The following is a 25,280-nucleotide window of genomic DNA, read 5'->3' as shown; positions in this document are numbered from 1 at the left end:
AATGAAAATAAGGAGAAACGCCCTTTTGCCATGGTTCGATCCTCCCGAAATTCTACCCTTGGGGAGCGGTGCATTGGACTGCCCCTTTTCCGGTAGACAAGCCCTGCCTCGTAAGGTGGGTTTGGATGGGTGACGCAGTTGTCTTGCTTTGTCAGTTTGGTAACATTCGCGCCTTTGCGAGCATCAGTTTTGTGTCAACTGGCGACGAATTTATCTTCCCGAACACAACCAATGATTGCTACCATCTCCGCAACTTACGGGGGACTGGATGCGTCTAGATAGTATAGCCATTCGAAATTTTCGGCGCCTGAATGATGTGTCTGTTGATTTCGAAAGCAAGGAAACTGTTTTTGTTGGCCCGAACAACAGCGGCAAGACTTCTGCGACGGCTGCCATTCGCAGCTTTCTCGGGAACCGGGAATTCAAGATTCATGACTTCTCCATTCTCGCAATTGCCTCTATCGACGCATACTCTCCGGGGAACGAATCCAGCCTACCCCAAATAGAACTTGATCTCTGGTTTCAGATCGATCCGGACTCAATTGCGTTTGGCCGGGTCTTTGCCCTGGCAACGAGCCTTTCCGCTGATTTCTCGGAAATCGGGATGCGCTGTTCGTTCGCTGTGGATGACCCAGCAGAACTCTGGAAGCATTACGATGCAGCTTTCCCGACAAAGGAAGACGGTAACCGCAAGCGCCCTTTGAGCTTCTTTCTTGGAATGGAAGGCAACTTGAAAAAGCATTTTGGCATCAAGGTGTCTTCGCTGGAAAAGCTGGAACAGGAATTCGTGGCAACGCCACTCTCCGCGCAAGAAGGCAAGAAGATTCTCAATTCTCTGCTGCGCGTCGATTTCGTTGATGCCCAGCGGAATATTGACGACGAGAATGCCGCGAGGAGCAACAGGCTGTCAGACGCCTTTGCGACGTATTACCGGAGAAACCTGGAGCAGGCGGAACTGGCCGAAGAAGCTATCGCGATCATTGAACAGAATAATGAAAATCTGACTAGGCACTACGACGAACGCTTCAGACCCCTGATGACAATGATCGGAGGTCTTGGCCTTCCATCCGACAATGACCGCGCGATGAAGGTCGTTTCGACACTCAGTTCGGAGGTTGCGTTACGTGGTAACACCGAACTCTTCTATGTAGATGCCAGCACCAGCCATGAGCTTCCCGAAGCCTATAACGGACTTGGTTTCAAGAACTTGGTGTTCATGGCCATTCAGGTGGATCATTTTTATCGGCAATGGCTCGCGACCGAAGACAGCCGTCCGTTGTGCCAGATGATCTTTATCGAAGAACCGGAAGTGCATTTGCACGCTCAGGTTCAACAAACATTCATTCGCCAGATGTGGGACGTGCTCACCGCCGACGCACCAGAAGGCGAAAGCAAACCCCAGCTCACAATCACGACCCACTCGTCGCACATCCTGGATACCGTAGATTTCTCAAAAATCCGCTGCTTCCGCCGGTGCCAGATCAACGGTGAACAGGAGGGAGTGACCTATCAGGGAACGACCGTGCACAGCCTTCGCCAATTTCAACCTGAGCCACTCGAATTGGGCGGCGATGTGATTGAGCCAGAGGAGTCACTTGCTTTTCTCAAAAAATATTTGAGACTAACGCACTGCGACTTGTTTTTCTCCGATGCTGCCGTACTCGTTGAGGGGTCTGCTGAAAAACTGCTTTTGAAGCGCATGATTGACATATCGGCGCAGGGACTGAACAAGAAGTATCTGACAATTCTGGAAGTAGGTGGAGCTTACGGGATGCGCTTCGCCGGATTGTTGGAATTCCTCGAAATTCCCTATTTGGTCATCACCGACATCGACTCCGTTGATCCCGCGACAAACCGGGCGAGTTGCGTCGCCACCCATCCGGGAGCCGTTTCGTCGAACGCGACTCTGGGATATTTCTTTGGAGAGACGGGAGTCGCCGCACTCTCCAGCAAAACCTTCGATGATTGTCTGCAAGCTGAAGGGATGCGTTTTGTAGCCTATCAAAAACCGGTAGAAGTTAACCGTCAGGACAATGCTCAAATCTTCCACGGGCGAACCCTTGAAGAAGCCTTTGTCTTCGAAAACCTCGACCACTTCCATGCCAATGGACTCAGTATCGGTATTGAATTTCCGGATGGTCGAGCCGAATTGCAGGAGGCTGTTTGGCGACGCATCAAAAGCGATACTTTCAAAAAAACCGAATTTGCTATGGATGTCCTTGCCTTCGAAATACCGGTAGGCGAGGACGAAGAACTTAATGCGGGACAGAACCAGGACTGGAATGTCCCCCATTACATCGACGAAGGCCTAAAATGGCTGGAGACACGTCTCTCCCAAAACCAGGGAGCCGGTGAATGACGGCAAAACTCAAGTCAACTGAGGCCGATAAGAAAATAGCTGAGTGCATCGCCAAGAACGTTTCATTTTCGGTTATCGCAGGCGCTGGGTCAGGCAAAACCACATCGCTCGTTGAAGCTCTGAATAGAATTCAGAAGTCTCGTGGAAACGACCTTCGGAAAAACGGTCAGCGCGTGGTGTGTATCACATACACAAACCGTGCTGTTGGAGTGATTTCGTCGCGTCTAGGTTTCGATGACCTTTTTTACGTTTCCACTCTGCACGGGTTTCTTTGGGCAGAAATCGCGCGCTTTCAAGATGCTATTCGTGAGGCCCTTCGTGATGTAATCATCCCGCGGCATATGGAAAAAGCCCATGAGAAAGACAACGGTGGAACGTCTCAGACCGCTCAAAAAGCGAGGAAAGACCTTGAGCGCCTGACCGCCCAACTTACTGCGCTAAACGCGAATAAACCGCCGGTATCCTACGAAGAAACCGTTATCAGCGACTATTCCAAATGTGTCCTGAACCATGATGATGTTATTGACGTTGCGGCCTGTCTGATCAGGAGACAACCGCTCTTGCGTGAAGGCCTCGGGTTCAAATACCCCTATATCTTTTTAGATGAAGCTCAAGACACCTTCCCGCAGGTCGTCGAGGCGCTCAATGCTGTTTGCGCGGGTGAGGGGTTACCAATCGTCGGATATTTCGGTGATCCAATGCAGCAGATTTACGATAAGCGTGCCGGAGATTTTGCCGGTCCAAAAGGCTCCGAAAAGATTCCGAAGGAAGAGAATTTTCGGAGCTCAACCTCGGTGATCGACCTTCTCAACAACTTCAGAACCGATCTGAAGCAGGTTGCGGGTGGGAAAAACGCCGACGTTAAGGGCAGCGTCTTGATTGCGGTCGCGCAGGCTCCCGACCCTGCCGGTCCACGGAAAACCTATACCGCTGAACAACTTCATGAAGTAACGGCCAAGTTCGAGGAGGCCGTCGAACAATGGGGATGGACCGATATCACTCCTGTAAAGAACCTTTTTCTGGCACGCCAGATGATCGCCCGGAGGCTCGGATTCGTCACACTGCACAAGCTCTTTACAGGTGACTATTCGTCGTCCAGATCCCAATCCGACTATGAAGACGGCACGCACTATCTTCTCAAGCCCTTTGTGGACGGCATTTTTTCGTTGATCGATGCATCCCGCTACAACGATCCTAAGAAGCTGATTGAAACACTCCGAAGAATAAGCCCTGCTTTTGACGACACTGGAGCGAATAAGAACAAAACCCTCAAACAGATGCTCAAAGAAGCTTCAAAACACGCCACTGCGTTGGCGGAAAAATGGGAAGGCAAAACGGTCAAAGAAATTCTGGAATACTGTAGCGCGAACGCGCTTTATCCAATTTCGGAGCGCCTTGCAGGTCAGTTGGCTCGCGTTCCCCGCGAAACTTATGACTCCAGCAATGAGGATCACCAAAGGGAGAAAGGCGATTGGCTGGCTGATGAATTCTTCAAGCTGAAGTCTGACGAACTCGAAGAATACATCGGTTTTCTGGATGATAATTCTCCTTTCAGTACGCAGCACGGCTCGAAAGGCGAAGAGTATGAAAACGTGCTGGTCATGATCGACGATATCGAGGCAGCTTGGAATACCTACAGCTTTTCGAAAGTTCTGACCCCTGGTGTTGCGGGCAATCCAACAGACCGGCAGCAAGAACTCACTCAAAAACTGGCTTACGTCTGTTTTTCACGGGCGGAAGTGAACCTCAGGATCTTGATGTTTTCGAGAGATGCAGACGCGGCAAAAAAAGAACTGGTCGAGCGCGGTCTGTTCCAGGACGGCCAGATTTCAATTTTGTAGGTGCCGGACAGATCCTTATGCAGATTCATTTTTTCACATCGATCATTTTCAGGAAGATTTAAAATCTATGCGTGTCCTCGTTTCAGCCGACATTCATCTTGGGTCGCCGATCCGCTCGGCCGCGATGCGCAATCCGGATCTGGGTGACCATCTGAAACAGGCAAGTCGGGACACGTTCATTCGCATTGTTGACCTGGCAATCTCGGAAAGAGTCGATGCACTGATTCTCGCTGGCGACATATTTGATAATGACCAACCAGACCTGAAGTCCCGGGCATTTCTGATCTCGCAGTTGGCACGCGCCGCTGACGCGGGTGTTCCCACAGTACTAATCCGCGGCAACCACGATGCCCTTCTCGATCACCGAGCCCACGGTAACCTGGGCCCGAATATTCATTTGCTGCACAAGAACGAGCCCAGCGTGGAAATCGGTGGCGTGTGGTTCCACGGGCTGTCTTTCGACACGGCGCATGTCTCAAAAAGCTTACTGCCCGACTACCCGGCGCCGGTGGCTGGCCGGAAAAACGTCGGACTGATGCATACGTCGCTGGATGGCTCGCCAGGTCACGATCCCTATGCTCCCTGCTCCGAGCAGGATCTGCTGGCACATGGCTATGACATTTGGTGCCTCGGCCACATCCATGCCCCCTTTGAGCGCACATCAGGCCCAGTTCTCGCTGTCATGCCGGGCATTCCGCAACCACGCCACTTCGGAGAACTTACCGGCGGTACGGTCGCGATTGTCGAGCTTGATGACGACACTCCGAATATCGAACGGCATCAGGTTGGACATCTGAGATTCACCGAATGCGCTCTGGATCTCAGTCAATCTTCAGATGTGCAGGAGGTGTTGAGCGCTCTTCGGTCCGCACTCCGAGGGGCACAGCATCCCGAACACCAAACAGCAGTCCACCTGCAGGTGACCACAGGCCATCATACCGCTGAGACGCTGACAGCCCTTGCGAGCGAATTGCTCGAAAACATAGAGCGCGTATTTATCGACAAAATCAAAGTGGCCGCCCCTAAGCAGCAGTTCGACGCGAAGGCGGATGACCTGGTGCGGCTGATGCGGGCCGAGCTCACCGAACCCGGCTTCCAGCTGGCAACCAAAGAGATCCTCGAAGAACTCAGAAACGCATTGCCCCGTGACATTGCCGACGAATTATCTGAAGACGCCTTGGATGACCTTTTGGAAGAGGCCATCATTGAAGTCACGCTGTCTCTGCACTCAGGAGCCGTGGAATGAGACTGAACCGACTTGATCTCATTCGCTATGGCCGTTTTGACGGCGCCGAGATCGTGCTTCCGGCACCAGCCCAGGGCAAACCTGATGTCACCGTAATCTATGGACCGAATGAATCGGGAAAATCCACGGCCTTTAACGGGTTTCTGGAACTTCTCTTCGGTATGAAATCAGGAACCCACCCGTACGCTTTCAGGTTTGAACGCAATGACCTTTTGGTCGGAGCGGAGCTGGGTATCCCCAGACGCGGTGTGACGGTTTTGCGCCGCAATGGCAAACGCACCCAGTCCCTGATTGATCATCAGGACCGCCCGGTCGACGAAGCCATTCTCTCGAGTGCGCTCCATGGCCTTAACATGGAGGGTTATGTCGAAAGGTTTTCACTCAACGACGAAGGACTCCGCAAAGGCGGTGAACGGATTGCTGAGGCAAAAGGCGATCTGGGCCAGCTTCTGCATGCGGGTGTATCAGGCCTGACCAGTATGGCGACGACATTGGAAGACATGACAGCCCGCGCCGAAAGGTTTCATAAGAAGAGTGGCCGAGGTACGGCGCTCAAGACCGGCAAAGACCGCTTGAAAGAGATCAATCATGCACTGCGAAAGGAACGTCTCACGCCGGATCGGGAACGCACTCTTCGGAAAGACAGAGAGACCGCGCAAAAGGCATTCGAACAGGCGGACACCGACCTCACGCGGGCCCGAAAACGGCAGGCAGCAGGAGCAGCGGCGCAGACCTGGTATGACAAATCGGAGGAAATTCGGAAAATCGACGGATTTTTTGCCAGTTTTCCGGAAGGCCCGAATTTGAAGAAGGGCACGGACGGGCAAGTCGCCACACTCGTGACAACCCTGTCGGAGAAAGCAGAGAGTATCGCAGGTGCCGATGACAGAATTGCGCGCCATGAAGCGGTCATTTCAGAAAATGAGGCTGACCCGGCTGCCAGTCATCTCGAAGCGGAACTCACAGAACTAGATCAAATCAGGATCGATGGGGCTTCCCTCACCTCCCGGGCGGACACGGCCAGATCGGATCTGGAAAAGCGCTCCGGTGAGCGCGATGACGCGGCACGCCAATTAAAACAGATTTTGACAGCGTTGGCGGTAAGTAACGAGCCTGCAGAGGCCTTGGTCCTGAAGACCGAAGAACTGGAGACACTCGCGGATGCGGTACAGGCCTGTCAGACCAGTGAAGGCGAGCTGCGAGCGGCTTCAAACGTGTTGAAGACGGCACGCGATCAGCTGGGGGATGCTCCAACTGAACCGAAGGACTTGTCTCACCTGCAGATCGCGTTTGACGCATGGCAGAAAGTTTCGGACGTGTCAGGTCTTGAACATAACCTCGCATCGGAACGCGCCCGGCTAACCAAAGCATTGTCGGGTCTGCCTGCTTCCTGGCAGACACTTATCGAGAACGGCCTGCCTGCCCCTGAAAGTCTCGATGAAATCCTCAGGGAATGGAACACCCTGTCTGCCACCATCGTTTCCGCCACAGAAGATTTGGAAGGTCGCGAAGCGGACTACAAGGCCGCGCGCGCGAAACGCGAATCCGACGAAAGCGCACCGGATTCGATTGACGCGGCAGCGACGGAAGAAACCCGTCGTCAGCGTGACACAGCTTGGCAATCCCATCGTGGCAGTCTCTGCGACGAAACCGCGGAGCGTTTTGAGGAGGCCATGTATGCTGATGATGGCGCACGAACGAGTTATCTGATGGGCACGGAGGCGCGTAAACAGCTTGCAAACTCGCGCGTACATGAAAGCGCCGCAAAAGCCGCACGTGACACGGCGAAAGACAAGCTCGAAGCACTCACCGGAAAACACGATGCTTTGACCAACCGGTGCGGCTCACTCGCGACGGCCCTGGGCTTTCCCGCCGCTACGGGGCCGAGTGCGTTTGCTGCGAGATTTACCAGCCTGACGGCAGCGGCTGAGATCGCAACTGAGGTCACGATTGCGGAGAATGCCTTTAAGGACCGCGCCAAGCGCCGCAAAGCAGCCTTTGACGAACTGCTGGCAGCAGCCCGCCTAGTCGCTATTGAAGGTGAAGAAAGTGACCTCCCTGAGCGGGTTGGCAAGGCTCTCACACTTCAGGAAAGTGTCCGTAGGACATGGGAGAACTGGTGTCGCGGGGAACGTAACATTGCCGACTACCAGAAAGCCGTATCCCAAGCCGAGACAGATCATAAGGTAGCCTTGAACCGGCTGGAAACGCTGACCTCGGCACTGCCTCTTTCTGATCGCTCGGCCATGGGTGTGAAGGCAGCGCTGCCGCAGCTGCGCTCGCTGCAACAGGTTCACAGCAATCACAGAAGCCTGGCGGGACGTGTTGAAGCCCTAGAACGCGCCGTCGCCACCCTGGCAAGGAGTGCCGCACGATTGGCGGAGATCCTGGAGGAGCCTTGCAATCCGAAAGACGATCCACTTCCCATCATCAACCGCGCTCGTGCGCGAGTAACCAAAGCCGCTGAAGCGGATCGGGTGAGAAAACGAGAAGAAGAGCTTCTCGGCGAAGAGGTCACAGGCCGAAAGCGTGCGCTAACTGCCCGCGACGAAGCGCAAACCCGGTTGGACGAGCTGTTTGAAGGACAAGGCGGTGATGATCTTTCACCGACTGAGCGCGTCGCGCTTCTGGCTGAACGCGACGAGTTGCGCAAAGACCGGGCCAATGCGGACAACAGCCGTAATGATGCGCGCGACGGCGTGGATCGTACGCTCTTTGATGAAGAGCTGACGCGATTACCCGATATAACGCGAGAAGCGGAACTACAGCAAGAACTTGACGATGCGCAAACGGCACGAGATGCCGCTTTGAAGGTATGTAATGAAAAAGAACGCCTCTATGAGGAAGCCTACAATTCCGCTGACAACAGCGATCTGATTACGGAACAAGCCACAATCCTCGAAGAGTTGCGAAACGGTGCACGGCAGGCGGCTGTCGCAAGGCTCGGGATCCTAGCAGCGAGGGGTGCCTTGAAGCGCTTGGCCACTGAACGAAGCAGCGCAATGCTGAAAGACGTGGAAGAAGCCTTTGTCACCATGACATCCAAGGAATGGGAAAAAGTTGTTGTATGGAGTGAGACCGAGGGCGAGAAGCTGGTCGGCATCAAACCTGGTGGCGACCCCGTGAAGGTGGAAAACATGTCCACCGGAACCATGGGCCAATTGTATTTTGCCTTGCGTCTGGCCGGTTACCGCAGCTTCGCGCGCGATCCGGGCCCCCTCCCCATGGTTCTCGACGATATTATGGAAACCTTCGACGATACCCGCGCATCTGCCGCATTGAGTCTCTGTGCCGAGATCGGACGGAGCGGTCAGGCAATCATTTTCACACACCATGCCCACCTTGTGGAGCTTGCTCGCAAGAGCATTCCGGGTGTTTCCGTCGTGGAGATGCCGCATTAGCATTCCGCTGATCACTCTTTCACCTGACATTCATCAATAAGCGCCGAAATGGCAGCAATGCGCCGAAATTGTCAGTTTCAGACATGACCCCGAGCCACTCGGCACCTGATAAGCGAGAGCAAAGTTCACCCCGCCCGGTGATCCCGGGCGGGGCGGTCTGTTGTCAGTCGCCGTTGCGGCGGGTGTTGGGGCGCGACCAGATGAGGCTGAAGGTCTCTTCGCCGCCTTGGATCACCGTGTCGTCGAAGAGGTTGGCGTAAATCGGCTGGGTGAAGCTCGGGTCGTCGAGCTTGAGGCTCAGGTAGTCTCGGCCCTCGGTCGAACGCTTGGACCAGGCGGCGCCGATCTCGGCACGGCCGACGAAGACGCGGTGGGAGGGGGCGTTGTCGTTCGGGGTGCTGTCCTCGGGGACGATGCGGACGGCTTTCGCCTGAACACTGAGGGTGACGATTTCTCCGACGTATTCGCGGCCGGTCTTCTTGAAGGTTCCGATGGTGGCCATGTCATATCTCCTTTTGGCTTGTCCGAGCCCGCGCCCTTCGCGGCCTCGATGGCGATCGTAAGGACCGGGGCGATCCGCCGACGCAGCCCCTGTGGCCCGCAGCGCCAGCGGAGGACGGCAAGACTGGTCTTTCTTGCTCCGCGAGGAATGGCGGGTATCCGCCAGGGGAAGAAAGTCCGGACGCGCTGTTGCGTTCAAGGCGGTCGAGGCGTCAGCCGGTCCCGGTCAGATCAGCCGCTGAGAGGCCCGCAAGGGACGCGTGGCGCAAGGCATGGGAGAGGGAATGACAGGCTACCTTTGGACCGCGCAAGACCCTGGCAGCATGCGTCGTGCAGAGACAGGTTTTAGCGTGCAGGCGGAAACGGTGCATGTCCCGCACGTGCCCCAAGATTCCGCGATTGCGCCCTCGCACCGTGTCTGTGCTTGTCGGCCGTGATGTTCGGTCTGCAGACGATCTAGGTGCATGCGCGACCGGGGCCATGTGCCATGACGTGGGGCTCAGTGATCTGGCTTTACTCAGCCGGTCCTGCCCAACTGCAATGCTGCGGTGACGGCGAGGATCGAGACCTCCTGCAGCAACCGGTTGCGGCGCACGCTGACGATGTGGCGGGCGGCACGCACCGGCGCGAGCTTCATAGAGCGTTCAGTGTTCGTCGAAAGACCTGTGCGGATGCGGGTCGGACATGGCGTTGACCTCGGACCAGCCCGATACCCGCGCCCACGCGGTCCCGCCCACAACCAGCGCGCCCAACCAGGACAAGAAGGTGATGGTCACAGCGCCCGCGCTGCCGAATTCAGCAAGACCCTTTGCTGCATGAAACCCGGCGATCCCGGCCGGGACCGCGTAGATCAGACCGATGGCGAGTTTGAGCGGGGCCCAACGGATGCGGTCGAAGGCGAATTCGCCGAGAGCGGCGATAAAACTGCCGATGAACAGGCCCGCAATGATCGACAGGAAGACGCCTTGGCCGGTTTCATACAGATACATGCCGGATGTCAGCCCGATGGCGAAGGGCAGGGCGTAGACAGCCAGATTGAACAGGATCCAGCAGAGGGCACCGAGGCCGAACAGCGTGAAGAGGGTGGATACAAGCATAGGGCACTCCTTTCGAGAACAAGGATCGCGCCGCCACCTCCTCCATTGGCACGGGCAGATCATAGCAGAAAACGGCCCGCCCCGGGAGAGTCCGGGGCGGGCGTCGGCGGAAAACCGGTCATGCCGGTGGGGCGGCTTTCGGCCGGAAGTCGAAGAGGGGAATACCCATCGCGCGGGCCTTGTCGGCGAGGTTTTCGGTGATGCCCGAGCCCGGGAAGACGATGAGGCCGATGGGGAGGGTGTCGAGTAGATGGTCGTTGCGCTTGAAGGGGGCCGATTTGCCGTGCCGCGTCCAGTCGGGCTTGAAGACGATCTGCGTTACGCCGCGTTTGTCGGCCCAGGCGGCGGCAATCCGTTCGGCCCCGCGCGGCGCGCCGCCGTGCAACAGGACCATGTCGGCGTGTTTCGCGTGGACGCGGTCGAGCGCCGCCCAGATGGCCGCGTGATCGTTGCAGTCCAGCCCGCCGGTGAAGGCGATCTTCGTGCCTTGGGGCAGGAGCGGTTCCAGATCGACCCGGCGCTTGGCGGCGATGTGATCGCGGCTGTCGATCAAAGAGGCGGTCAGGGTGCGGCGGTTCACATGGCTGCCCGTGCGCGGATGCCAGGTCTGGCCGAGATGCGCCTCGAAGCCCTCGGCCGCGAGATCACGCATGGCCTCAAAGGCATTGCGCCGCTCGATGAGCGTGAGGCCCTCCGCGATCAGGGTTTCCAGTTCGACCGAGCGGACCTCGGATCCGTCCTGCTCGCGCTGCGCCCGTTTCTGCGCCTGTTCGTTGCTGTCGAGTTCGCGGCCGGTGCGGGTCGCCATGCGGTGAAACATGTTCGTGGTGGACCAGAGCAGGTCTTCGAGGTCGGGCTCCAACCGCGTGTCGGACAGCGTCGAGACGAGCGCGTCGAAAATGTCGGCGACGGCGGTGCGAATGGCGTTGGGCTCCGGCAAGGGGCGGGGATCGGGTTCGTCGGTGAAGGGGCGCCAGCCGTAGAGCTGCAGTTCCTCGAGCACGACGGCGGTGGAAGATCGGGTTTGAAGATGTGTGTCGGTCATGATGTCGTCTCCGGTTGTCGAAGCCCGCGCCTCTCGCGGCCTTCCCGGGCAACGGAAAAGCGGGGGCCGGGCGGGTCTGCATTCTCAGGGGTCCCCGTCGCGCCCGCGCGATGGGGTGGAACCGGAGCGCAGCGGAGGACGGCCATGGCCGTTGCGGGCCCGTCCGGGCTCTGCTCCGTCTCGACCGCTCTCGGAAGGACGGAAGGCGTGGCTCTGCGGGTGGAGGCGCTGGCCGACTGCACCGATCCCGATCAGTCGATGGCGTGGTCGAGGAAGGTCACGGCATCCTCGGGAGCCAGTTGCGGACGCAGATGCGCGCGGAACGCGTCGCGGCCAATTGCCCGCAGATCGTCATTGAAATCGCCGAGACAGGGGGAGAGATGGACGGCGTCGATTCCGGCCTGTCTTGCGCGATACGCCAGTTGGTCCGCGGCGGACAGGCCTGCCGGGTCGGCATCGACGGCGATGTAGAGGCGGCGAAGATCGGCGGGCAGCTGCAGGGCTGCGAGATGATTGGCGGACAGAGCCGCTACCGCAGGCAACTTCGGCAGCGCAAGATGCAGGGAGAGCATGGTCTCCAGCCCTTCGCCTGCGGCCAGCATGCCGTTCGGTTCGCCTATGCGGACACCATGGCCGAGGAGATTGCCCATGGCCTTGCGCGGTGGAATGACCGGGGCCTTGTCCGCAGTGGCGGGGTCAAGCCAGGTTCGGTGCAGGCCGGTAAGCTGTCCATCGAGGTCCGTCACCTTGGCGAGCAGGGCGGGCCAGGCCTTAGGCGGGACTGTCAGCGCGTGATCCTCGCGCCAGTAAAAGCAACTCGGGTGAAACCGGAGACTATCGAGATCGCCCAGCCCAGTGAGGCCGCGCCCTGTGAGATAGCGTTCTACCAAGGTGCCATACATGGGCTGGCCCATGGCCCAGAGCCGCCGCGCCGCCTCGGGTGAGCCACGAGAGGCTGGCGGATTGGCGGCGCGGTCCCTGTCCGTCTGCGGCAGGCTGAGAAACCTGCGCGCTTCGTCCAGCGTGTCCCTCAGGTTGGTGATACCCATGTTCAGGGCGATCAGATCCAGAAGGTCCCCGTGCTGCCCGGTTGCGGAATCGGTCCATTTTCCGGCGGCACCGCGACCATAGATCGGACCGGTCAGTCTGACATAGAGGCTGCGGCCCGGTGTGTTCTGCACATCACCGACGATCCAGTACCGGCCCTGTTTGCGGCCGTTCGAGAGGTAGTGGCGGCAAACGATCTCCGCCTCCTCGGCAAGGCGGCGCGCGATGTCTGCGGCGGGGCTGTGCATGCTCTGGGCCTCCTGTCGTGGATAGATAAAGGGGCCCGCCATTTCTGGCGGACCCCGGCTGCCGGAGTTCGGGGGGAAGGAACTCCGACCTGCTCGTAGGTCACTCGGCGGCTGTCTTGGCGAAGGCGTCACCGGCGACGGGATCATCTTCCTCCATCGGGTGGGAGTCTCCGATAGCCGGTTCGCCGCCGTCTTCCGCCGATTGCGCTTCGCTAGCGTCGGTATCGTCTTCCTAAGGGTCATCGTCGGTGCGGTTCGCCTCGTCGACCAGCTCGATCTCAGGCGCGTCCTCTTCCGGCAGGGACGGCGTGCGCAGCGGGTCGGGTAGCCAGCCGGTGCCCGCAAGCAGGTCCTCTGCGGCAGTGACCATCTCCGGCTTCTTGAGGCCTGCGATGCGGTCCGCAGCGTCCGCCCCCTTCGCTTCGTGAACGGCCTCGAGGATGCGCGCCTTGGTCACGCGGCCCAGATAGCTGTCGCCGGTTACCACCCAGCCCGTCTTGGCCATGTCGAGCCCGACGGTCCCGGCCAGAACATCTGCATGCACAATCGCACGGGGGCGGCGCTGGTACGGATCATGGACGGCGTTGACGCTCATCGCCACGCAATGGGCGAACAGCGCCTCGCGGCTGCAGCTGTCGAACTCGGTCAAGGCCTCCCAAAGGTCTTCCGACGCTTTGGGCAGGTTGCGCGCCCAGGTCTCGTGCCGCTGGTCGATGGCCTGCGCATAGGCCATGTCGCCAAGGCCCGGCACCTGCGATCCGAAGGCTGCGTTACGAGGTTCGATCTCCACGCAGCTGTCGAGCCCGTAGCGGTAGAACAGGCGCAGGGTCATCGCATGGAGCGCCGCGAGGTAGGCGACCTGCGGGTCCTGCGCGAGTGCATTGCGCAGCGCCAGCGTGCGATGCGCCGTCAGTTCCATAACAAGGCGGTCAGAAAGTGGCTTGAGGCCGTCTTCTTCCTCCTCGTCTTCAGTGGTTGACGAGGCGAAGTCATCTGCATCCTCGACAATCGGCGCTTCGGCATCGGTGTCACCGGTCTCTTCCGATTGCTCAACCGGCTCGTCCTCAGCCCGGACATGGCCGCGCTCGACGCGAAGCCGGCCAGAGCTGTCGATGCTGACGAATGCACCCGCCAAGGCCAAGTCTTCCGCCTCGAACCGGATCGGGCGGTCCTGTAATGCTTCCATCGCCGTCTCGATTTCCCCGAGCCGTGCGTCGACCTCATCGGGCAACTCATCCACCTCGGCATGGTCGGCCTCGATCGCGTCGTATTCGGCTTTCAGTGCCTGATAGTCGGCGGCCTCAACGTCGCTCATCGGCTCTGCCTCGCCATGAATGCGCCGCATGCCAAAGGTGTGCCCATAGGGAAAGTCGATGTCGACCTCGACCCACTTCCAGCCCTCGGCCCGGATCACTGCGGCTTCCTCGGCCAGCTTTTCGGTCACCATGACGTCGAGTAGGCTGGCGTCTTGCAGCCAGCCGCCGTCATCCTGCTGGAACAGGTCGCGCAGGATCTCGCCCCCGGCTTCGACGTAATTGTCCAGCCCGACGAATTGCGCCCGCTTGTCCGAAGCCCGCACCGCGCCCTCGGTCAGCATGCGGCGGATCTCGTAGGGCTGCCGCGAATAGTGCCGCTGCAGCGCCTCCCAGACCTGTTCCTGCCGCGCGTGATCGGGATTGACAGTGAAGGCCATGAGCTGGTCGAGCGTCATTTCCTCCTCGGCATAGGCATCATGCAGCGATGGTGCCACGGCGGCGAGCTTCAGCCGCTGTTTGACCACGCTGGCCGCTACGAAGAAGGCCGCGGCGATTTCCTCCTCGGTCCGACCCTTCTCGCGCATCGCCTGGAAGGCGCGGAACTGGTCGAGCGGGTGTAGAGGCGCGCGCTGGACGTTTTCGGCGAGACTGTCCTCCTCGGCGAGGCCATCGGTGCGCACGATGCAGGGCACCAGCGCGGTCTTGTTCATGCGCTTCTGCTTCACGAGCAGTTCCAGCGCCCGGAACCGCCGCCCGCCGGCGGGGATCGTGTACATGCCGGTCTCGCCGCCGCTGTCGTCCAGCACGGGGCGCACGGTGATGGAGCTGAGCAGCGTCCGCCGCGCGATGTCCTCGGCCAGTTCCTCGATCGACACGCCCGCCTTGACGTGGCGCACGTTCGACTGGCTGAGCATCAGCTTGTTGAAGGGGATGTCGCGCGAGGCGCTGAGGGTGATCTTCTGTTGCTTGGTCATCGGGATATCTCCGCGACAGGCCAGCCGGGAGCCTCTCTCCCGACCTCCAAACCCGTCACGGAAAACCCGGCACCCCTCTTACTCTGGAGGCACCAAATAGGCCATATGGACTTGCAATACGATCCATATGGTCTTATATCATTTTTCACGCTAGGAAGGAGTGCCAACACATGGAAAACGTTGTTCTGGAACGTCCTGCGCCGGATCGGCAGGGGGTCGCGCTCAAGGCCTTCACGCGGATCGCGGACGCCTGGTCACTCACCTTGCGGGAGGCCGCGGCGCTGGCGGATATGTCGGAATCCACTTGGAAGCGGGCCAAGAAGCCTGATTTTGCCGGAGATCTGACGCGCGACCAGATGCTGCGCCTGTCCGCGCTCATCGGCCTCTACAAGTCGCTCGAGCTCTATTTCAATGAGCCGATCTCGCGCGACTGGGTGAAGCTGCCCAACCGGGGTCCCGAGTTCGACGGTGCGCGGCCTGTGGACGCGATGATCGAAGGGGGATTGCCCAAGATCCTGCGCGTGCGGGGCTATGTTGATGCGCTGCGGGGCGGGGTTTGAGAATCACGTCGGTCAATGACCGCGCCCTTGTCCGCCTGATCTCAGAGACCCATCACAAGCCGCCGGTGCTGCGGGGGCTGGTTGATAGCGACGAGGAGGCCGCGGTTCTCGCCGAGATCGAAGGCGAGACCAGTGCCCGCCTGATCGCCGAGCGCGAGGGCAGCCCCGCGCTCGATCGCCGGGAATTGGCCTTCGCGCGGCGGTCGCATGATCTGGCTCTCTACGGTCAGAGCCACATCAACGCGGCATTCACCTACACGCGACCCTCGGGCAACCGGTTCAACACCGGCGACCGCGGCGCGTGGTACTGCGCCTGGGATATGATGACGAGCGCGCAGGAAGTTGGGTTTCACCGGACCCGCGAGTTGGGCTTCATCGGCCGCTACGAAGACGAGGCGCGCTACGTCGAGTTGCTGGCGGACTTCATCGGGGATTTCCCGGATCTGCATGGCGAGGCCCATCCAGCGCTCGACCCAGACCCCGGGCATGGCTACCCGGCAGGGCAGCACCTCGCGGCGGATCTGAGAACAGAGGGGCATCGCGGGCTGATCTACCCCTCAGTCCGTCATTCGGGCGGGCGGTGCTTTGTCGCCTTCGATCCGGGGATCATCCAGAATGTCCGTCCGGGCGCGAGCTGGAAGCTTGTCTGGAAAGGTGCGCCCGAGTTTGCGATCGAGGGGCTGTGACGCCCCTCGAAATCTTCATTCAGTACTTAAGATTATATCTATAGCGCGTTGAATGTAATGTAAATTCAACGAATTCACGCGTGCTCCAGCAACAACTTTGCCTTCCCCTCCATCGCCAGCCGCGCATCCTGCTGCGGCTTCGAACGAGCCACCGCAGTGATCCCCTGCACGAAGTCGAAGACGCTCTCGGGCGGGCGGCCTTCCTCGGCCAGGACTGTCTCGACGATCCGCCCGGTCTCCGCCTTCGAGAACCCACGCTTGCGCAGGAAGTCCTGACGGTCCTCGTCCGACCGCGCGACGATCTTTTCCCGCGCCGCGCGGATGCCGTCGATGAAGGGCGCGGGAGAGGACTCGGCGAACCGGCTCAGCGCCGGGGCGGCCTCATGGGCGAAGCGGGAGGCAGCGTATTTCGAATGCCTGATGGTAATCTCCTGGAAGTCTTCGACGCCCCACAGGTTCCGGTTCTGGCAGACGGCGCGCAGGTAGAAACTGGCGATGCCGAGCGTCTTGGCACCCACCTCGGAATTCCAGCAATAAAACCCCCGGAAATAGAGGTCGGGCGAGCCGTCGGGCAGCAGCCCCGCCTCGATCGGGTTGAGGTCGTCGACGAGGAACAGAAACACGTCGCGGTCGGAAGCATAGAGCGTCGTCGTCTCCTTCGTGACGTCCACGCGCGGATTGTAGATGCCCGTCGACCAGTCGAGCACGCCGGGGACCTTCCAGCGGGTGTCGCCCGTGCCGTTGCCCGCGATGCGCTGCACGGCGGAGACCAGTTCATGGTCGTAGATGCGGCCATAGTCGGGGCCGGTCACGGCGCGCAGTTCGGTGCGGCCATCCGCGACCTCCATCGTCTTGATCTGCTCGGCCCGATGGTTCGTCAGCCCGTATTGCAGGTTGATCCCCGCGAGCGGCGCGGGCAGTTGCCGAAGATAGGCCGCGGGCGCGCCGACGAGGCTCGAGAGCTGGCCGAAAGACCAATGCGTCGGCGCGATGGGTTCATCCGCACCTGGCAGGACAAGGCCCAGCTTCTCCGGGTCGTCGCGATTGGCTTCGACCCGGATCGCCGCACTCTCCACCGTGCGCGTCCGGCTGCGATCGGCGCGGCCTTTTACGGATGCAAAGAGATCGTCGAGTGACAGGAACCGCTCGTCCTCGGGCCGCGAGAACCATTCGGACGACACGCGGTCCACATTCGTGCCGCGCGACACATCCACCTTGTAGCCGCGGCTGATGTCACGCCCGGCATCGATAATCTCGGTATTCATGGGTTTTCTCCCGCGACGGGCGGCCGAAAGCCTCTCTCTCAACCTCCAAACCCGTCACGGGCCGGGACGGCACCCCTCTGACTCTCCGATCACTCGGCTGCGCGGGTCGCAAGCGGGGAAGGGGCACGCGACGCGGCCAGCCGGTGCAGCGTTTCCGGGCGTATATGTGTGTACCGGCGCAGCATTTTCCAATCCTTGTGGCCGGTTACCAGCGAGACCTGTTCGATCGCGAATCCGGCCTCGAACAGGCGGCTTGTGCCCTCATGGCGCAAATCGTGGAAATGCAGGTCTTTTACGCTGACCTCGACGCAGGCGCGCCGGAAGGCTGTTCCGACGGATCGCGAATTATAAGGGAATATCCGGCCCTTGGCGCGGCTCAGCTCCTTGGCCTGAGCCGTGACCAGCGCCCAGGCGTCGAACCCAGTGGCGGCAAAGAGCGGGATCCGCTGGTCGTTGCCAGTCTTGTTGCGTGGGTCTTTCCGGTCGCGGATCAGGAGCATGCGCCGATCAAGGTCGAGATCCGTCCATTCGACCCGGCAAATCTCGTCGAGCCGCATCGCTGTGGCTACTGCAAACTGCACGATCCTAGTCATTGGCATGGTTAGCCGTTCGTTGTCATCGAAGCAGCGGAAGAGCCGGTTCAACTCATCTTTGGTGGGTCGGCGATCCCGCTCGGTGCCCTTGCCGATCAGCCCGAGACGCTTGAGAGCAACACGAGCCAGATCAACGGGTTCCGACGAGATGTCGAGGCCATGGACAGCAGCAGCATGGTTGATGATCATCTTGGTCACGCCGATATCGATGCCAAGCGTCACCGGACCCGCGCCTTGCTCCGCACGCATCTTGCCATAGTCGATCATCTTTAGGCGATCGAGGTGTCCGATCCGTTCCTTGCCCAGATCGCGCTTCAAGGCGGCAAGGGTCGCGGCCTTGCTGCGGCGCGGCGGTTTGCCTACCTCGCACATATCGATTATGTGAAGATCGATGAGATCGCCAAAAGTTGCGAGGCGGGACACGGATGATTTATTCGGGGCCAACCCCTGATCCACCCGGGTCTCCGCCTGACGCGCCCAGCGATGGGCGTCATCGCGCAGGAGAAACGTCTCGCTCGCGTAGCGGCCCTTTCGTCTGATCTGGACCCGGTACGCACCGGAGGGAAGTTTTGTGATGGAGGCCATTTTCGTGTGCGCTGTGTGTGCAATGAGTCGTCGTAGAGGGGCAAATTCGGGGATATTGGGGCGTAGTGCAGCGTAGCATCAACCGCCGCCAACAGTTTGAAGATACACAAAAAATGCAAATAAATCAACACGCTAGATTATCTATTGCCCCTATGATGGATTGGACAGATCGCCATTGCCGGTATTTTCACCGCGTGATGACGCGCGGGACGTTGATTTATACTGAAATGGTGACGGCGCCGGCGCTGGTGCGGGGCGGGGCGCGGCATTTGCTTGCGTTTTCAGAGGCCGAGCATCCTGTGGCGCTGCAGCTTGGGGGATCTGATCCGGCTGAACTGGCTCAGGCCACGCGAATGTGCTGTGACGAAGGCTATGACGAGGTGAACCTGAATGTCGGCTGTCCGTCCGACCGGGTGCAGTCCGGCACGTTTGGGGCGGTCCTCATGAAATCCCCTGACCTTGTGGCAGACTGCGTTGCGGCGATGATCGATTCTGCGTCGGTCGAGGTGACGGTGAAATGCCGGATCGGGGTGGACGATCAGGACCCCGAAGTCGTTTTACCCGAGTTTCTGCGCAAGGTGTCGGCGGCGGGCGTCAAGCGTTTCACGATCCATGCGCGCAAGGCGTGGCTGCAAGGTCTCAGCCCCAAGGAAAACCGCGATGTCCCGCCGCTCGATTATCCACTGGTGAACCGCATGAAGGCCGCGTTCCCGGATCTGCACCTGTCGATCAACGGCGGGATCACGGACCTGAGCCAAGCGCAGGCCCATCTAAAGGATCTGGATGGGGTAATGATCGGGCGGGCAGCCTATCACGATCCCGGTCTGTTGCTGGATGCGGATCGGCGGATCTTTGGCGTCGAACGCGCCCCCATGAGCCGTCACGAGGTGGTTCAAGCGATGGAGCCGTATATCAGCGACCACCTTGCATCCGGCGGTAAGCTGGCGCAGGTCACCCGTCATATGCTGGGGCTGTTTACAGGGCAGCCCGGCGCACGCCAATGGCGGCGCATCCTGTCCGAGCAGGGCCACAGGCCCGATGCAGGGTTGGATGTGCTGCGCGACGCCGCAGCGCAGGTGGCTGTTGCTGCTTGAGCTTGCGGCGCCTTGCCGCCAAGTTGCCGCAAACGGAGGGGCAGCGTGTTGGATATTTCGATCCTTTTGGTGATGGCGGGCCTGTTGCTGGCCATCGGGGCTTTGGCGGGCGTGCTGGCGGGGCTGCTGGGTGTGGGCGGCGGGATCGTCTTGGTCCCGGCGTTCTATTATGTTTTTGCGGGCCTGGGGTATGACGGCCCGCAATTGATGCAGATCTGTCTGGCGACATCGCTTGCGACCATCATTGTCACGTCGCTTCGGTCGGTCCACAGCCATAACAAGAAGGGTGCGGTCGATTGGGGCATTTTGCGGACCTGGGCACCGGGCATCGCGATCGGTGCGGCGATCGGCGTGGCAGTCGTCGCGCAGCTGCGCACGCCGGTCCTGCAGGCGATTTTCGGCGGTTTGGCAATCGTCGTGGCGCTTTATATGGGGCTGGGTCGCAGCGACTGGCGGCTTGCGCCTGCCATGCCCACCGGGGTTCGTCGCGCGCTGTATTCACCATTGGTCGGTGTTTTGTCCGTGATGATGGGCATCGGCGGGGGATCGTTCGGCGTGCCGCTGATGGCGCTGCACAACGTGCCGATGCACCGCGCCGTCGCAACGGCGGCGGGGTTCGGCGTGCTGATCGCGGTGCCGTCGGTCATTGGGTTCTTGCTGTTCGATCCGGTGCAAGCGGTGCCGCCCCTGACGGTCGGGGCGGTGAATATCCCGGCTTTTCTGTTGGTCATTTCGATGACGTTGATGACAGCGCCGCTCGGCGCGCGTCTGGCCCACGCCATGGACCCAAAACCGTTGAAACGTGTCTTTGCCGCGTTTCTGCTACTGGTGGCATTGAACATGTTGCGCAAGGCGCTGGCAGGTTAGCGTTTGAGGCGCGGTGCGGGACCGTCCTGCGGGCCGCTCAGGCGCGGGGCGCGCGTTGCAAGTTCGTCCATGATCTTGTGGCGCGCTGCGGGGCTCATCCTGCTCCAACCCGTGATCTCGTCGATCGACCGCAAGCATCCTCTGCACAGGCGGCTTTCAGGGTCGATGACGCAGATATCCACACAGGGGGTTTCGATCGCGCTCATGCCAGGTTTCCCAACCGGTCCAGTGCGCCTTGCAGGATCAAGCCGGCGGCGACCTGGTCAATCAGTTCAGCGCGCCGTGCACGGGACGCATCGGCCTCGAGCAGGGCCCGTTCAGCAGCCACCGTGGTCAGGCGTTCATCCCAAAAGGTGATCGGCAAATCGCTGGGTCCGGCCAGATTGCGGGCAAAAGCGCGGGTTTTCTGGCACCGTGGCCCTTCGCTGCCATCCATGTTGCGCGGCAGTCCCAGCACCAAACCCACCACCTGACGTTCATTGCACAACGCAAGCAGCGATTGCGCGTCCTGAGTGAATTTCCTGCGCTTGATCGTTAGGGTCGGCGTCGACACGCTGCGGCGCAGATCCGAGATCGCCACACCGATCGTCTTTTCACCGAAATCCAATCCGGCAAGCGCTCCGGATCGGGGCAGGACGGCGGCAAAATCGCTGATATCGTCATAGGTCATTCGGCGGTCATTCCGCAATCCCGATGGCGATTGCCGCATCGCGGATCAGGGCCAGCTCTTCGGGCCGGTCGTCAAAGCGTGTTTGCGCTTCCCCCCAGATCGTCCGCGCCCGTTCCAGATTGCCAAGCACGCCAAGCGCGTTGAGCAGCCGTGCCCATTCTTGCGCGCTGCCGCCGTCGTTGGCCAGCCGGTCCATCAAGCGAGCGACCATCCCCTGGATCATCTCTTGCCGATCCTCGGCTGACATATTTGCAGCATTGTCCATGTCTTGGTCTGAAGGGCCCGGCAGGGTGGTCTGGGGCGGCAGGTCATACTGCACGCCGGCCAGTTCGGCTGCGACACCGATGTTGCGCCGTGCCGCCTGCACCGACGGCAGCGACGGGTCGCCTTGCTCTACCAACGGGCGCCACAGGCGAAAGGCCATGTCCGGCCGTTTGTTCTGGGCGAACATCAGCCCCGTATAATACAACGCCGTCGGATGGTTCGGTTCACGTTTCAACGCCGCTTCCAGACTGCGCTCGGCCTCGGGCGAGATATACCCCCCCGCAGCCATCGCCAGCAGGTCAGCGTAATCGGCATAGTCCTGCGCGCTTGACGCATCGCCCTGCAAGCTCAGTACGCGGCCCTGCGCCCGGGCGGCGGCGCGAAAGTTGCCAAGCATCGCTTCGTTGCGGGCCAGCAGCCGAAAGCCCTGCAAATCGTCAGGGCGGTCGGCCAGTTTGGCGCGCAATTGTGCCATCAGTTCAAGGTGACGCGGGTCGGCGTCGGGAACGCTCTGGTCGGGCATCTCTGCCTCGGCGGCGGCCTGGCTGGGCCGATTGGCCAGCAACTGGTCGGCCGCGGCCAGTCGCGCCGCAAGCGGTTGGTCAGGAAGTGCGGGCGCGCCCAGTCGCTGGTACCCCCACACCGCCCCGACAAGCACGCTAGCGGCCAGCGCGCCCCCCAAAGCCAGCCGCGCTGAGCTGCCCAGTACATGGACCTGCCCGCCGCTTTGTTGCGAGCGATCAGCTTCAAGAATACGGCGCTTGATTTCCAGCCGGGCCGCATCCGCTTCGGCCGGTGCGATGGTGCCACGCGCCTCGTCCCGGTCAACTTCCGCCAGTTGGACGCGGTATATGCCCAGATCAGCAGTCGCGCGGGTCTGCGCGACGCGGCCTGCGCGAAGTACGGCGCGCATCAGCCCCGCCGCGACGATCGCCCCGATCGTGCCTGCGATCATCCAGAAAATGACAGTGTCGTTGTCGTTCACGCGCATCCCCTTGTTTGGCCCGTCTCTAGCGCGTCCGCCGGGGCCATGCAAAGCGGTATGGCGCAGATGTGATGTCGCGTGCGTCTGTGTCGCGCCTATTTCGCGCCCCGGCGACGGAGCCTAACGGAACTTTCGGGGCGCCATCGCCGTTGCCATGTCAATTGGACAGACAACTGAAAGGTACATGCTATGGACGCGTCAGCCCCTGGAGCGACACCCGCCAGACCAACACCAACACCGATGCCATGGATCCTTGCCGGCACGAGTGTGGGCGTCTTCGCGATACTCGCCATTGCCATACTCGCGCTTGACCCAAGCAGGAACGCGGAACTGGACAACCCGGCGATCACGACCAACACCACGACCAACACTGTGGAAACAGACGCCAATAGCGGGCGCAACGAGGTCGAGGCCGGCGGATTTCCGAACGTGGAAAGTTCGACCGATGCGACGATGCCCGCAGCCGATGGTGCGCGCGCCACAGACCCTGAAGCGACCGAGGCGGCCCCAACCGGCGACGAAGCGGCGGCCCCCGTTGTGGACAGCGAATTGGCCGACCCCGGGGCGCCCGGTGCGGCCCTGGCAGACGAGGATCTGCCACTGCCGGATGTGGACTGACCGCGCGCAACAAGCTTGTGGTAACATGGGCGCGCCCACTGGCGGGGGAAAGCAATCCTTGTCATTCCGCGCCGCTCGGGCAACAAGGATCGCCATGATAAGCGCGCGTCAAAACCGATCCCCGCTTGCAGGGTCCCGCCTTGATGCGGCATCTGCCCGGGGATGGGATATATGAGGCTTGCCCTGCCAATGCGGCGCGCACGCATGGTCGCGATTGGGGCGCTTGGCCTATACTTGGCGGGCAGCGTTTATGCATTGATCGGGCATCATGCCGATGCGTTTCAACGGTTTGGATCACTGGGTGTCGCCGCTGCAATCCTGTTTTTCACAGATCGCCTTGCGCAGGTCGAAATGTCGCGCCAGGTGTCTGTCGAGCGGGTGTTGCATGAATACGGGCTAGAGCTCGAGGTGATGAAAGAAGGGTTGGATCCGCGCGATTTGCCACGCACGGGGTTCGACACCGATTATCTGGAAGAAGAGCAGAAATTTACCCATCTGCGCCACACGGCCGACCGTATCAATTCGCGCAATATTGTCCTGCTGACGCTGGCGACACTGCAGTGGGGCTTTGGCGATCTGATGCTGCGTTGGGTCGCGACGCTATAAATACGGGCCGCGCCACTGAGAAGAAATCTACTGAGAAGAAACTTGCTGTAAAACAGGGCATTGGCGGATCAGGGCTTGACCACAAGGCCGCTTGGCCACAGGTATACCACAGCAGTTTAAACGCACCACAGAGGGGGTACTACCCATGGCATTCGAACTTCCCGATCTTCCTTACGCACATGATGCGCTGGCCGACAAAGGCATGTCCAAGGAAACACTGGAGTATCACCACGACCTGCACCACAAGGCCTATGTGGACAATGGCAACAAGCTGATCGCGGGTACGGAATGGGACGGCAAGTCGCTGGAAGAAATCATTGTCGGCACCTACGACAAGGGCGCCGTGGCGCAGTCCGGCATCTTTAACAACATCAGCCAGCTTTGGAACCACAACCAGTTCTGGGAAATGATGGGCCCGGGTGACAACAAGCTGCCCGGAGAGCTGGAAAAGGCGCTGACCGACAGCTTTGGTTCGGTCGACAAGTTCAAGGAAGAATTCAGCGCAGCCGGTGCAGGCCAGTTCGGCTCAGGATGGGCATGGCTGGTCAAGGACACTGACGGCGGGCTGAAAGTGACCAAGACGGAAAACGGGGTGAACCCGCTGTGCTTTGGCCAGACGGCGCTGCTGGGTTGTGATGTGTGGGAACATTCCTACTACATCGATTTCCGCAACAAGCGTCCGGCTTACCTGACCAACTTCCTCGACAACCTGGTCAACTGGGAAAACGTCGCTTCGCGGATGTGATGTAAGGCGGTAGCAAAGCGGTGCGGACCCGACAAGGGTCCGCGCAGGTCTTGTCCGGGCGCCCCTTGGGGCGCCCGTCCTGTTTTCAGACCCGGATCATGTATGCAGACGTCATCGGTTTCGCTGACTCCAGGGCGAAAGGCGCCGTTTTTCGTGGAAGGGCGTTTGTCGGCGTGGGTTTGTTCGGTTCAGTTGTGGTGATGTCGAGCCGCCGATTTCCGCGTTGCACGCCCGTGACCCGCATGATGCCATCAGGAAAGTCAAGGCGCACGACACCGGACCGGGCCGGTTGTTTCACGCAAGTCTCCGGGCCCCAGCAGGATCACACGCGGTCGCCTGACGCCTTCGTCGAAGTGTCCGAGCGTTTTAGCGCCGGACAATTGCCGCAAATATCGCCGTGTCGGGGCTGTCGCCAAGGCAAACCAAAGCAGGGATGCTGGTGCCCCCACGAATTTAGGCACGGTATTGGGCAGCATCGGTCAGGTTGCAGAAGGTGTGTGGGGTTCGATTTCTTTCACGGGTGACGGTGCCACACGCTGCAAGGCTGCGTTCGCCCTTTTCCCTCTGGCCACCCCTTGGAACAGCAAACTTGTTTAAACAGGGTGAAAAAAACCAAAGCTACGGCGGCACAAAAAACCAAGGCAATTGCCCCAGCCGTTTTCAGACGCGGCGACGGAACAGACCGGCCGCCTATGCGTTGTCCTTCTGACTCACACATCAAAACGGA

21 protein-coding genes are annotated in these 25,280 nt (G+C 60.2%); 11 read left to right on the top strand and 10 right to left on the bottom strand.

The annotated features are described in order from the left end of the window. Positions 1-268: 268 nt before the first annotated feature. From ACP2AV_RS07925 to ACP2AV_RS07910, 4 genes are all read left to right on the top strand, one after another. Entirely contained in the window at positions 269-2,359 is a 2,091-nt protein-coding gene (locus tag ACP2AV_RS07925; RefSeq protein ID WP_426372154.1) for an ATP-dependent nuclease, read from the top strand. Continuing rightward, the gene (locus ACP2AV_RS07920; protein WP_426372153.1) at positions 2,356-4,200 is read left to right on the top strand and encodes a UvrD-helicase domain-containing protein; all 1,845 of its coding nucleotides are present in this window, start codon (positions 2,356-2,358) and stop codon (positions 4,198-4,200) included. Before ACP2AV_RS07925 ends, ACP2AV_RS07920 begins: the two co-directional genes overlap by 4 nt. Before the next feature lie 67 nt (positions 4,201-4,267). Next, positions 4,268-5,446, top strand: coding sequence for a metallophosphoesterase family protein (locus tag ACP2AV_RS07915; protein WP_426372152.1), 1,179 nt, complete (start codon positions 4,268-4,270; stop codon positions 5,444-5,446). Beyond that, positions 5,443-8,847: an AAA family ATPase gene (locus ACP2AV_RS07910; protein ID WP_426372151.1), complete on the top strand. Its 3,405-nt coding sequence runs from the start codon at positions 5,443-5,445 to the stop codon at positions 8,845-8,847. The genes ACP2AV_RS07915 and ACP2AV_RS07910 overlap by 4 nt, the downstream gene beginning before the upstream one ends. A 163-nt stretch (positions 8,848-9,010) precedes the next feature. On the opposite strand, the gene ACP2AV_RS07905 is transcribed toward ACP2AV_RS07910, so the two are convergent. The 5 genes from ACP2AV_RS07905 to ACP2AV_RS07885 form a co-directional block, all read right to left on the bottom strand. After that, entirely contained in the window at positions 9,011-9,349 is a 339-nt protein-coding gene (locus ACP2AV_RS07905) for a DUF736 domain-containing protein (RefSeq protein WP_426372150.1), read from the bottom strand. 643 nt (positions 9,350-9,992) lie between these two features. After that, positions 9,993-10,445, bottom strand: coding sequence for a hypothetical protein (locus ACP2AV_RS07900; RefSeq protein WP_426372149.1), 453 nt, complete (start codon positions 10,443-10,445; stop codon positions 9,993-9,995). A gap of 118 nt (positions 10,446-10,563) precedes the next feature. Continuing rightward, entirely contained in the window at positions 10,564-11,490 is a 927-nt protein-coding gene (locus ACP2AV_RS07895; protein ID WP_426372148.1) for a DUF2493 domain-containing protein, read from the bottom strand. A gap of 251 nt (positions 11,491-11,741) precedes the next feature. Next, a complete protein-coding gene (locus tag ACP2AV_RS07890) occupies positions 11,742-12,785 on the bottom strand; it encodes a DUF7146 domain-containing protein (protein ID WP_426372147.1) in 1,044 nt (347 codons plus the stop codon). Between the two features lie 232 nt (positions 12,786-13,017). Next, positions 13,018-15,015, bottom strand: a complete 1,998-nt coding sequence (locus ACP2AV_RS07885; RefSeq protein ID WP_426372146.1) for a ParB/RepB/Spo0J family partition protein — start codon at positions 15,013-15,015, stop codon at positions 13,018-13,020. A gap of 170 nt (positions 15,016-15,185) precedes the next feature. Here ACP2AV_RS07885 and ACP2AV_RS07880 point away from each other — a divergent pair, with 170 nt between their 5' ends. Together ACP2AV_RS07880 and ACP2AV_RS07875 are read left to right on the top strand one after the other, a co-directional pair. Continuing rightward, complete coding sequence (locus tag ACP2AV_RS07880) at positions 15,186-15,575, top strand: antitoxin Xre-like helix-turn-helix domain-containing protein (protein WP_193142242.1); 390 nt, start codon at positions 15,186-15,188, stop codon at positions 15,573-15,575. Continuing rightward, entirely contained in the window at positions 15,572-16,261 is a 690-nt protein-coding gene (locus tag ACP2AV_RS07875) for an RES family NAD+ phosphorylase (RefSeq protein ID WP_426372145.1), read from the top strand. Before ACP2AV_RS07880 ends, ACP2AV_RS07875 begins: the two co-directional genes overlap by 4 nt. Before the next feature lie 74 nt (positions 16,262-16,335). Here ACP2AV_RS07875 and ACP2AV_RS07870 read toward each other — a convergent pair whose 3' ends face one another. Both ACP2AV_RS07870 and ACP2AV_RS07865 read right to left on the bottom strand, forming a co-directional pair. Beyond that, the gene (locus ACP2AV_RS07870) at positions 16,336-17,526 is read right to left on the bottom strand and encodes a DUF932 domain-containing protein (protein ID WP_426372144.1); all 1,191 of its coding nucleotides are present in this window, start codon (positions 17,524-17,526) and stop codon (positions 16,336-16,338) included. 89 nt (positions 17,527-17,615) lie between these two features. Then, a complete protein-coding gene (locus ACP2AV_RS07865; protein ID WP_426372143.1) occupies positions 17,616-18,704 on the bottom strand; it encodes a site-specific integrase in 1,089 nt (362 codons plus the stop codon). Between the two features lie 113 nt (positions 18,705-18,817). Between ACP2AV_RS07865 and dusA the strand changes: the two genes are divergently transcribed. Further along, complete coding sequence (gene dusA / locus ACP2AV_RS07860) at positions 18,818-19,798, top strand: tRNA dihydrouridine(20/20a) synthase DusA (RefSeq protein ID WP_426372142.1); 981 nt, start codon at positions 18,818-18,820, stop codon at positions 19,796-19,798. A gap of 72 nt (positions 19,799-19,870) precedes the next feature. Further along, on the top strand, positions 19,871-20,665 hold the full coding sequence (locus ACP2AV_RS07855) for a sulfite exporter TauE/SafE family protein (RefSeq protein WP_426372177.1): 795 nt from the start codon (positions 19,871-19,873) through the stop codon (positions 20,663-20,665). On the opposite strand, the gene ACP2AV_RS07850 is transcribed toward ACP2AV_RS07855, so the two are convergent. From ACP2AV_RS07850 to ccmI, 3 genes are read right to left on the bottom strand one after another with little or no spacing between them, the layout of a single operon-like run. Further along, positions 20,662-20,871 (bottom strand): DUF1289 domain-containing protein, encoded by a 210-nt coding sequence (locus ACP2AV_RS07850; RefSeq protein ID WP_426372141.1) that lies wholly within the window; start codon positions 20,869-20,871, stop codon positions 20,662-20,664. The genes ACP2AV_RS07855 and ACP2AV_RS07850 overlap by 4 nt on opposite strands. Next, positions 20,868-21,335, bottom strand: coding sequence for a Holliday junction resolvase RuvX (ruvX, locus tag ACP2AV_RS07845; RefSeq protein ID WP_426372140.1), 468 nt, complete (start codon positions 21,333-21,335; stop codon positions 20,868-20,870). Before ruvX ends, ACP2AV_RS07850 begins: the two co-directional genes overlap by 4 nt. A 7-nt stretch (positions 21,336-21,342) precedes the next feature. Next, entirely contained in the window at positions 21,343-22,584 is a 1,242-nt protein-coding gene (gene ccmI / locus ACP2AV_RS07840; protein ID WP_426372139.1) for a c-type cytochrome biogenesis protein CcmI, read from the bottom strand. A 240-nt stretch (positions 22,585-22,824) separates the two neighbouring features. On the opposite strand from ccmI, the gene ACP2AV_RS07835 reads away from it, so the two are divergent. The 3 genes from ACP2AV_RS07835 to ACP2AV_RS07825 all read left to right on the top strand — a co-directional run bounded on the left by ACP2AV_RS07835 (position 22,825) and on the right by ACP2AV_RS07825 (position 24,553). Next, positions 22,825-23,202 (top strand): hypothetical protein, encoded by a 378-nt coding sequence (locus tag ACP2AV_RS07835; protein WP_426372138.1) that lies wholly within the window; start codon positions 22,825-22,827, stop codon positions 23,200-23,202. Between the two features lie 189 nt (positions 23,203-23,391). Then, complete coding sequence (locus tag ACP2AV_RS07830) at positions 23,392-23,808, top strand: hypothetical protein (protein ID WP_426372137.1); 417 nt, start codon at positions 23,392-23,394, stop codon at positions 23,806-23,808. Positions 23,809-23,953: 145 nt separating this feature from the next. After that, complete coding sequence (locus ACP2AV_RS07825; protein WP_426372136.1) at positions 23,954-24,553, top strand: superoxide dismutase; 600 nt, start codon at positions 23,954-23,956, stop codon at positions 24,551-24,553. The last annotated feature ends 727 nt before the right edge of the window (positions 24,554-25,280 follow it).

Origin of the sequence: Aliiroseovarius sp. PTFE2010, from assembly GCF_049943335.1 — a bacterium.
Classification (GTDB): domain Bacteria; phylum Pseudomonadota; class Alphaproteobacteria; order Rhodobacterales; family Rhodobacteraceae; genus JBNFVY01.
The sequence above is the reverse complement of the archived record's forward strand: the minus strand, read 5'-3'. Positions and strand labels throughout refer to the sequence as shown.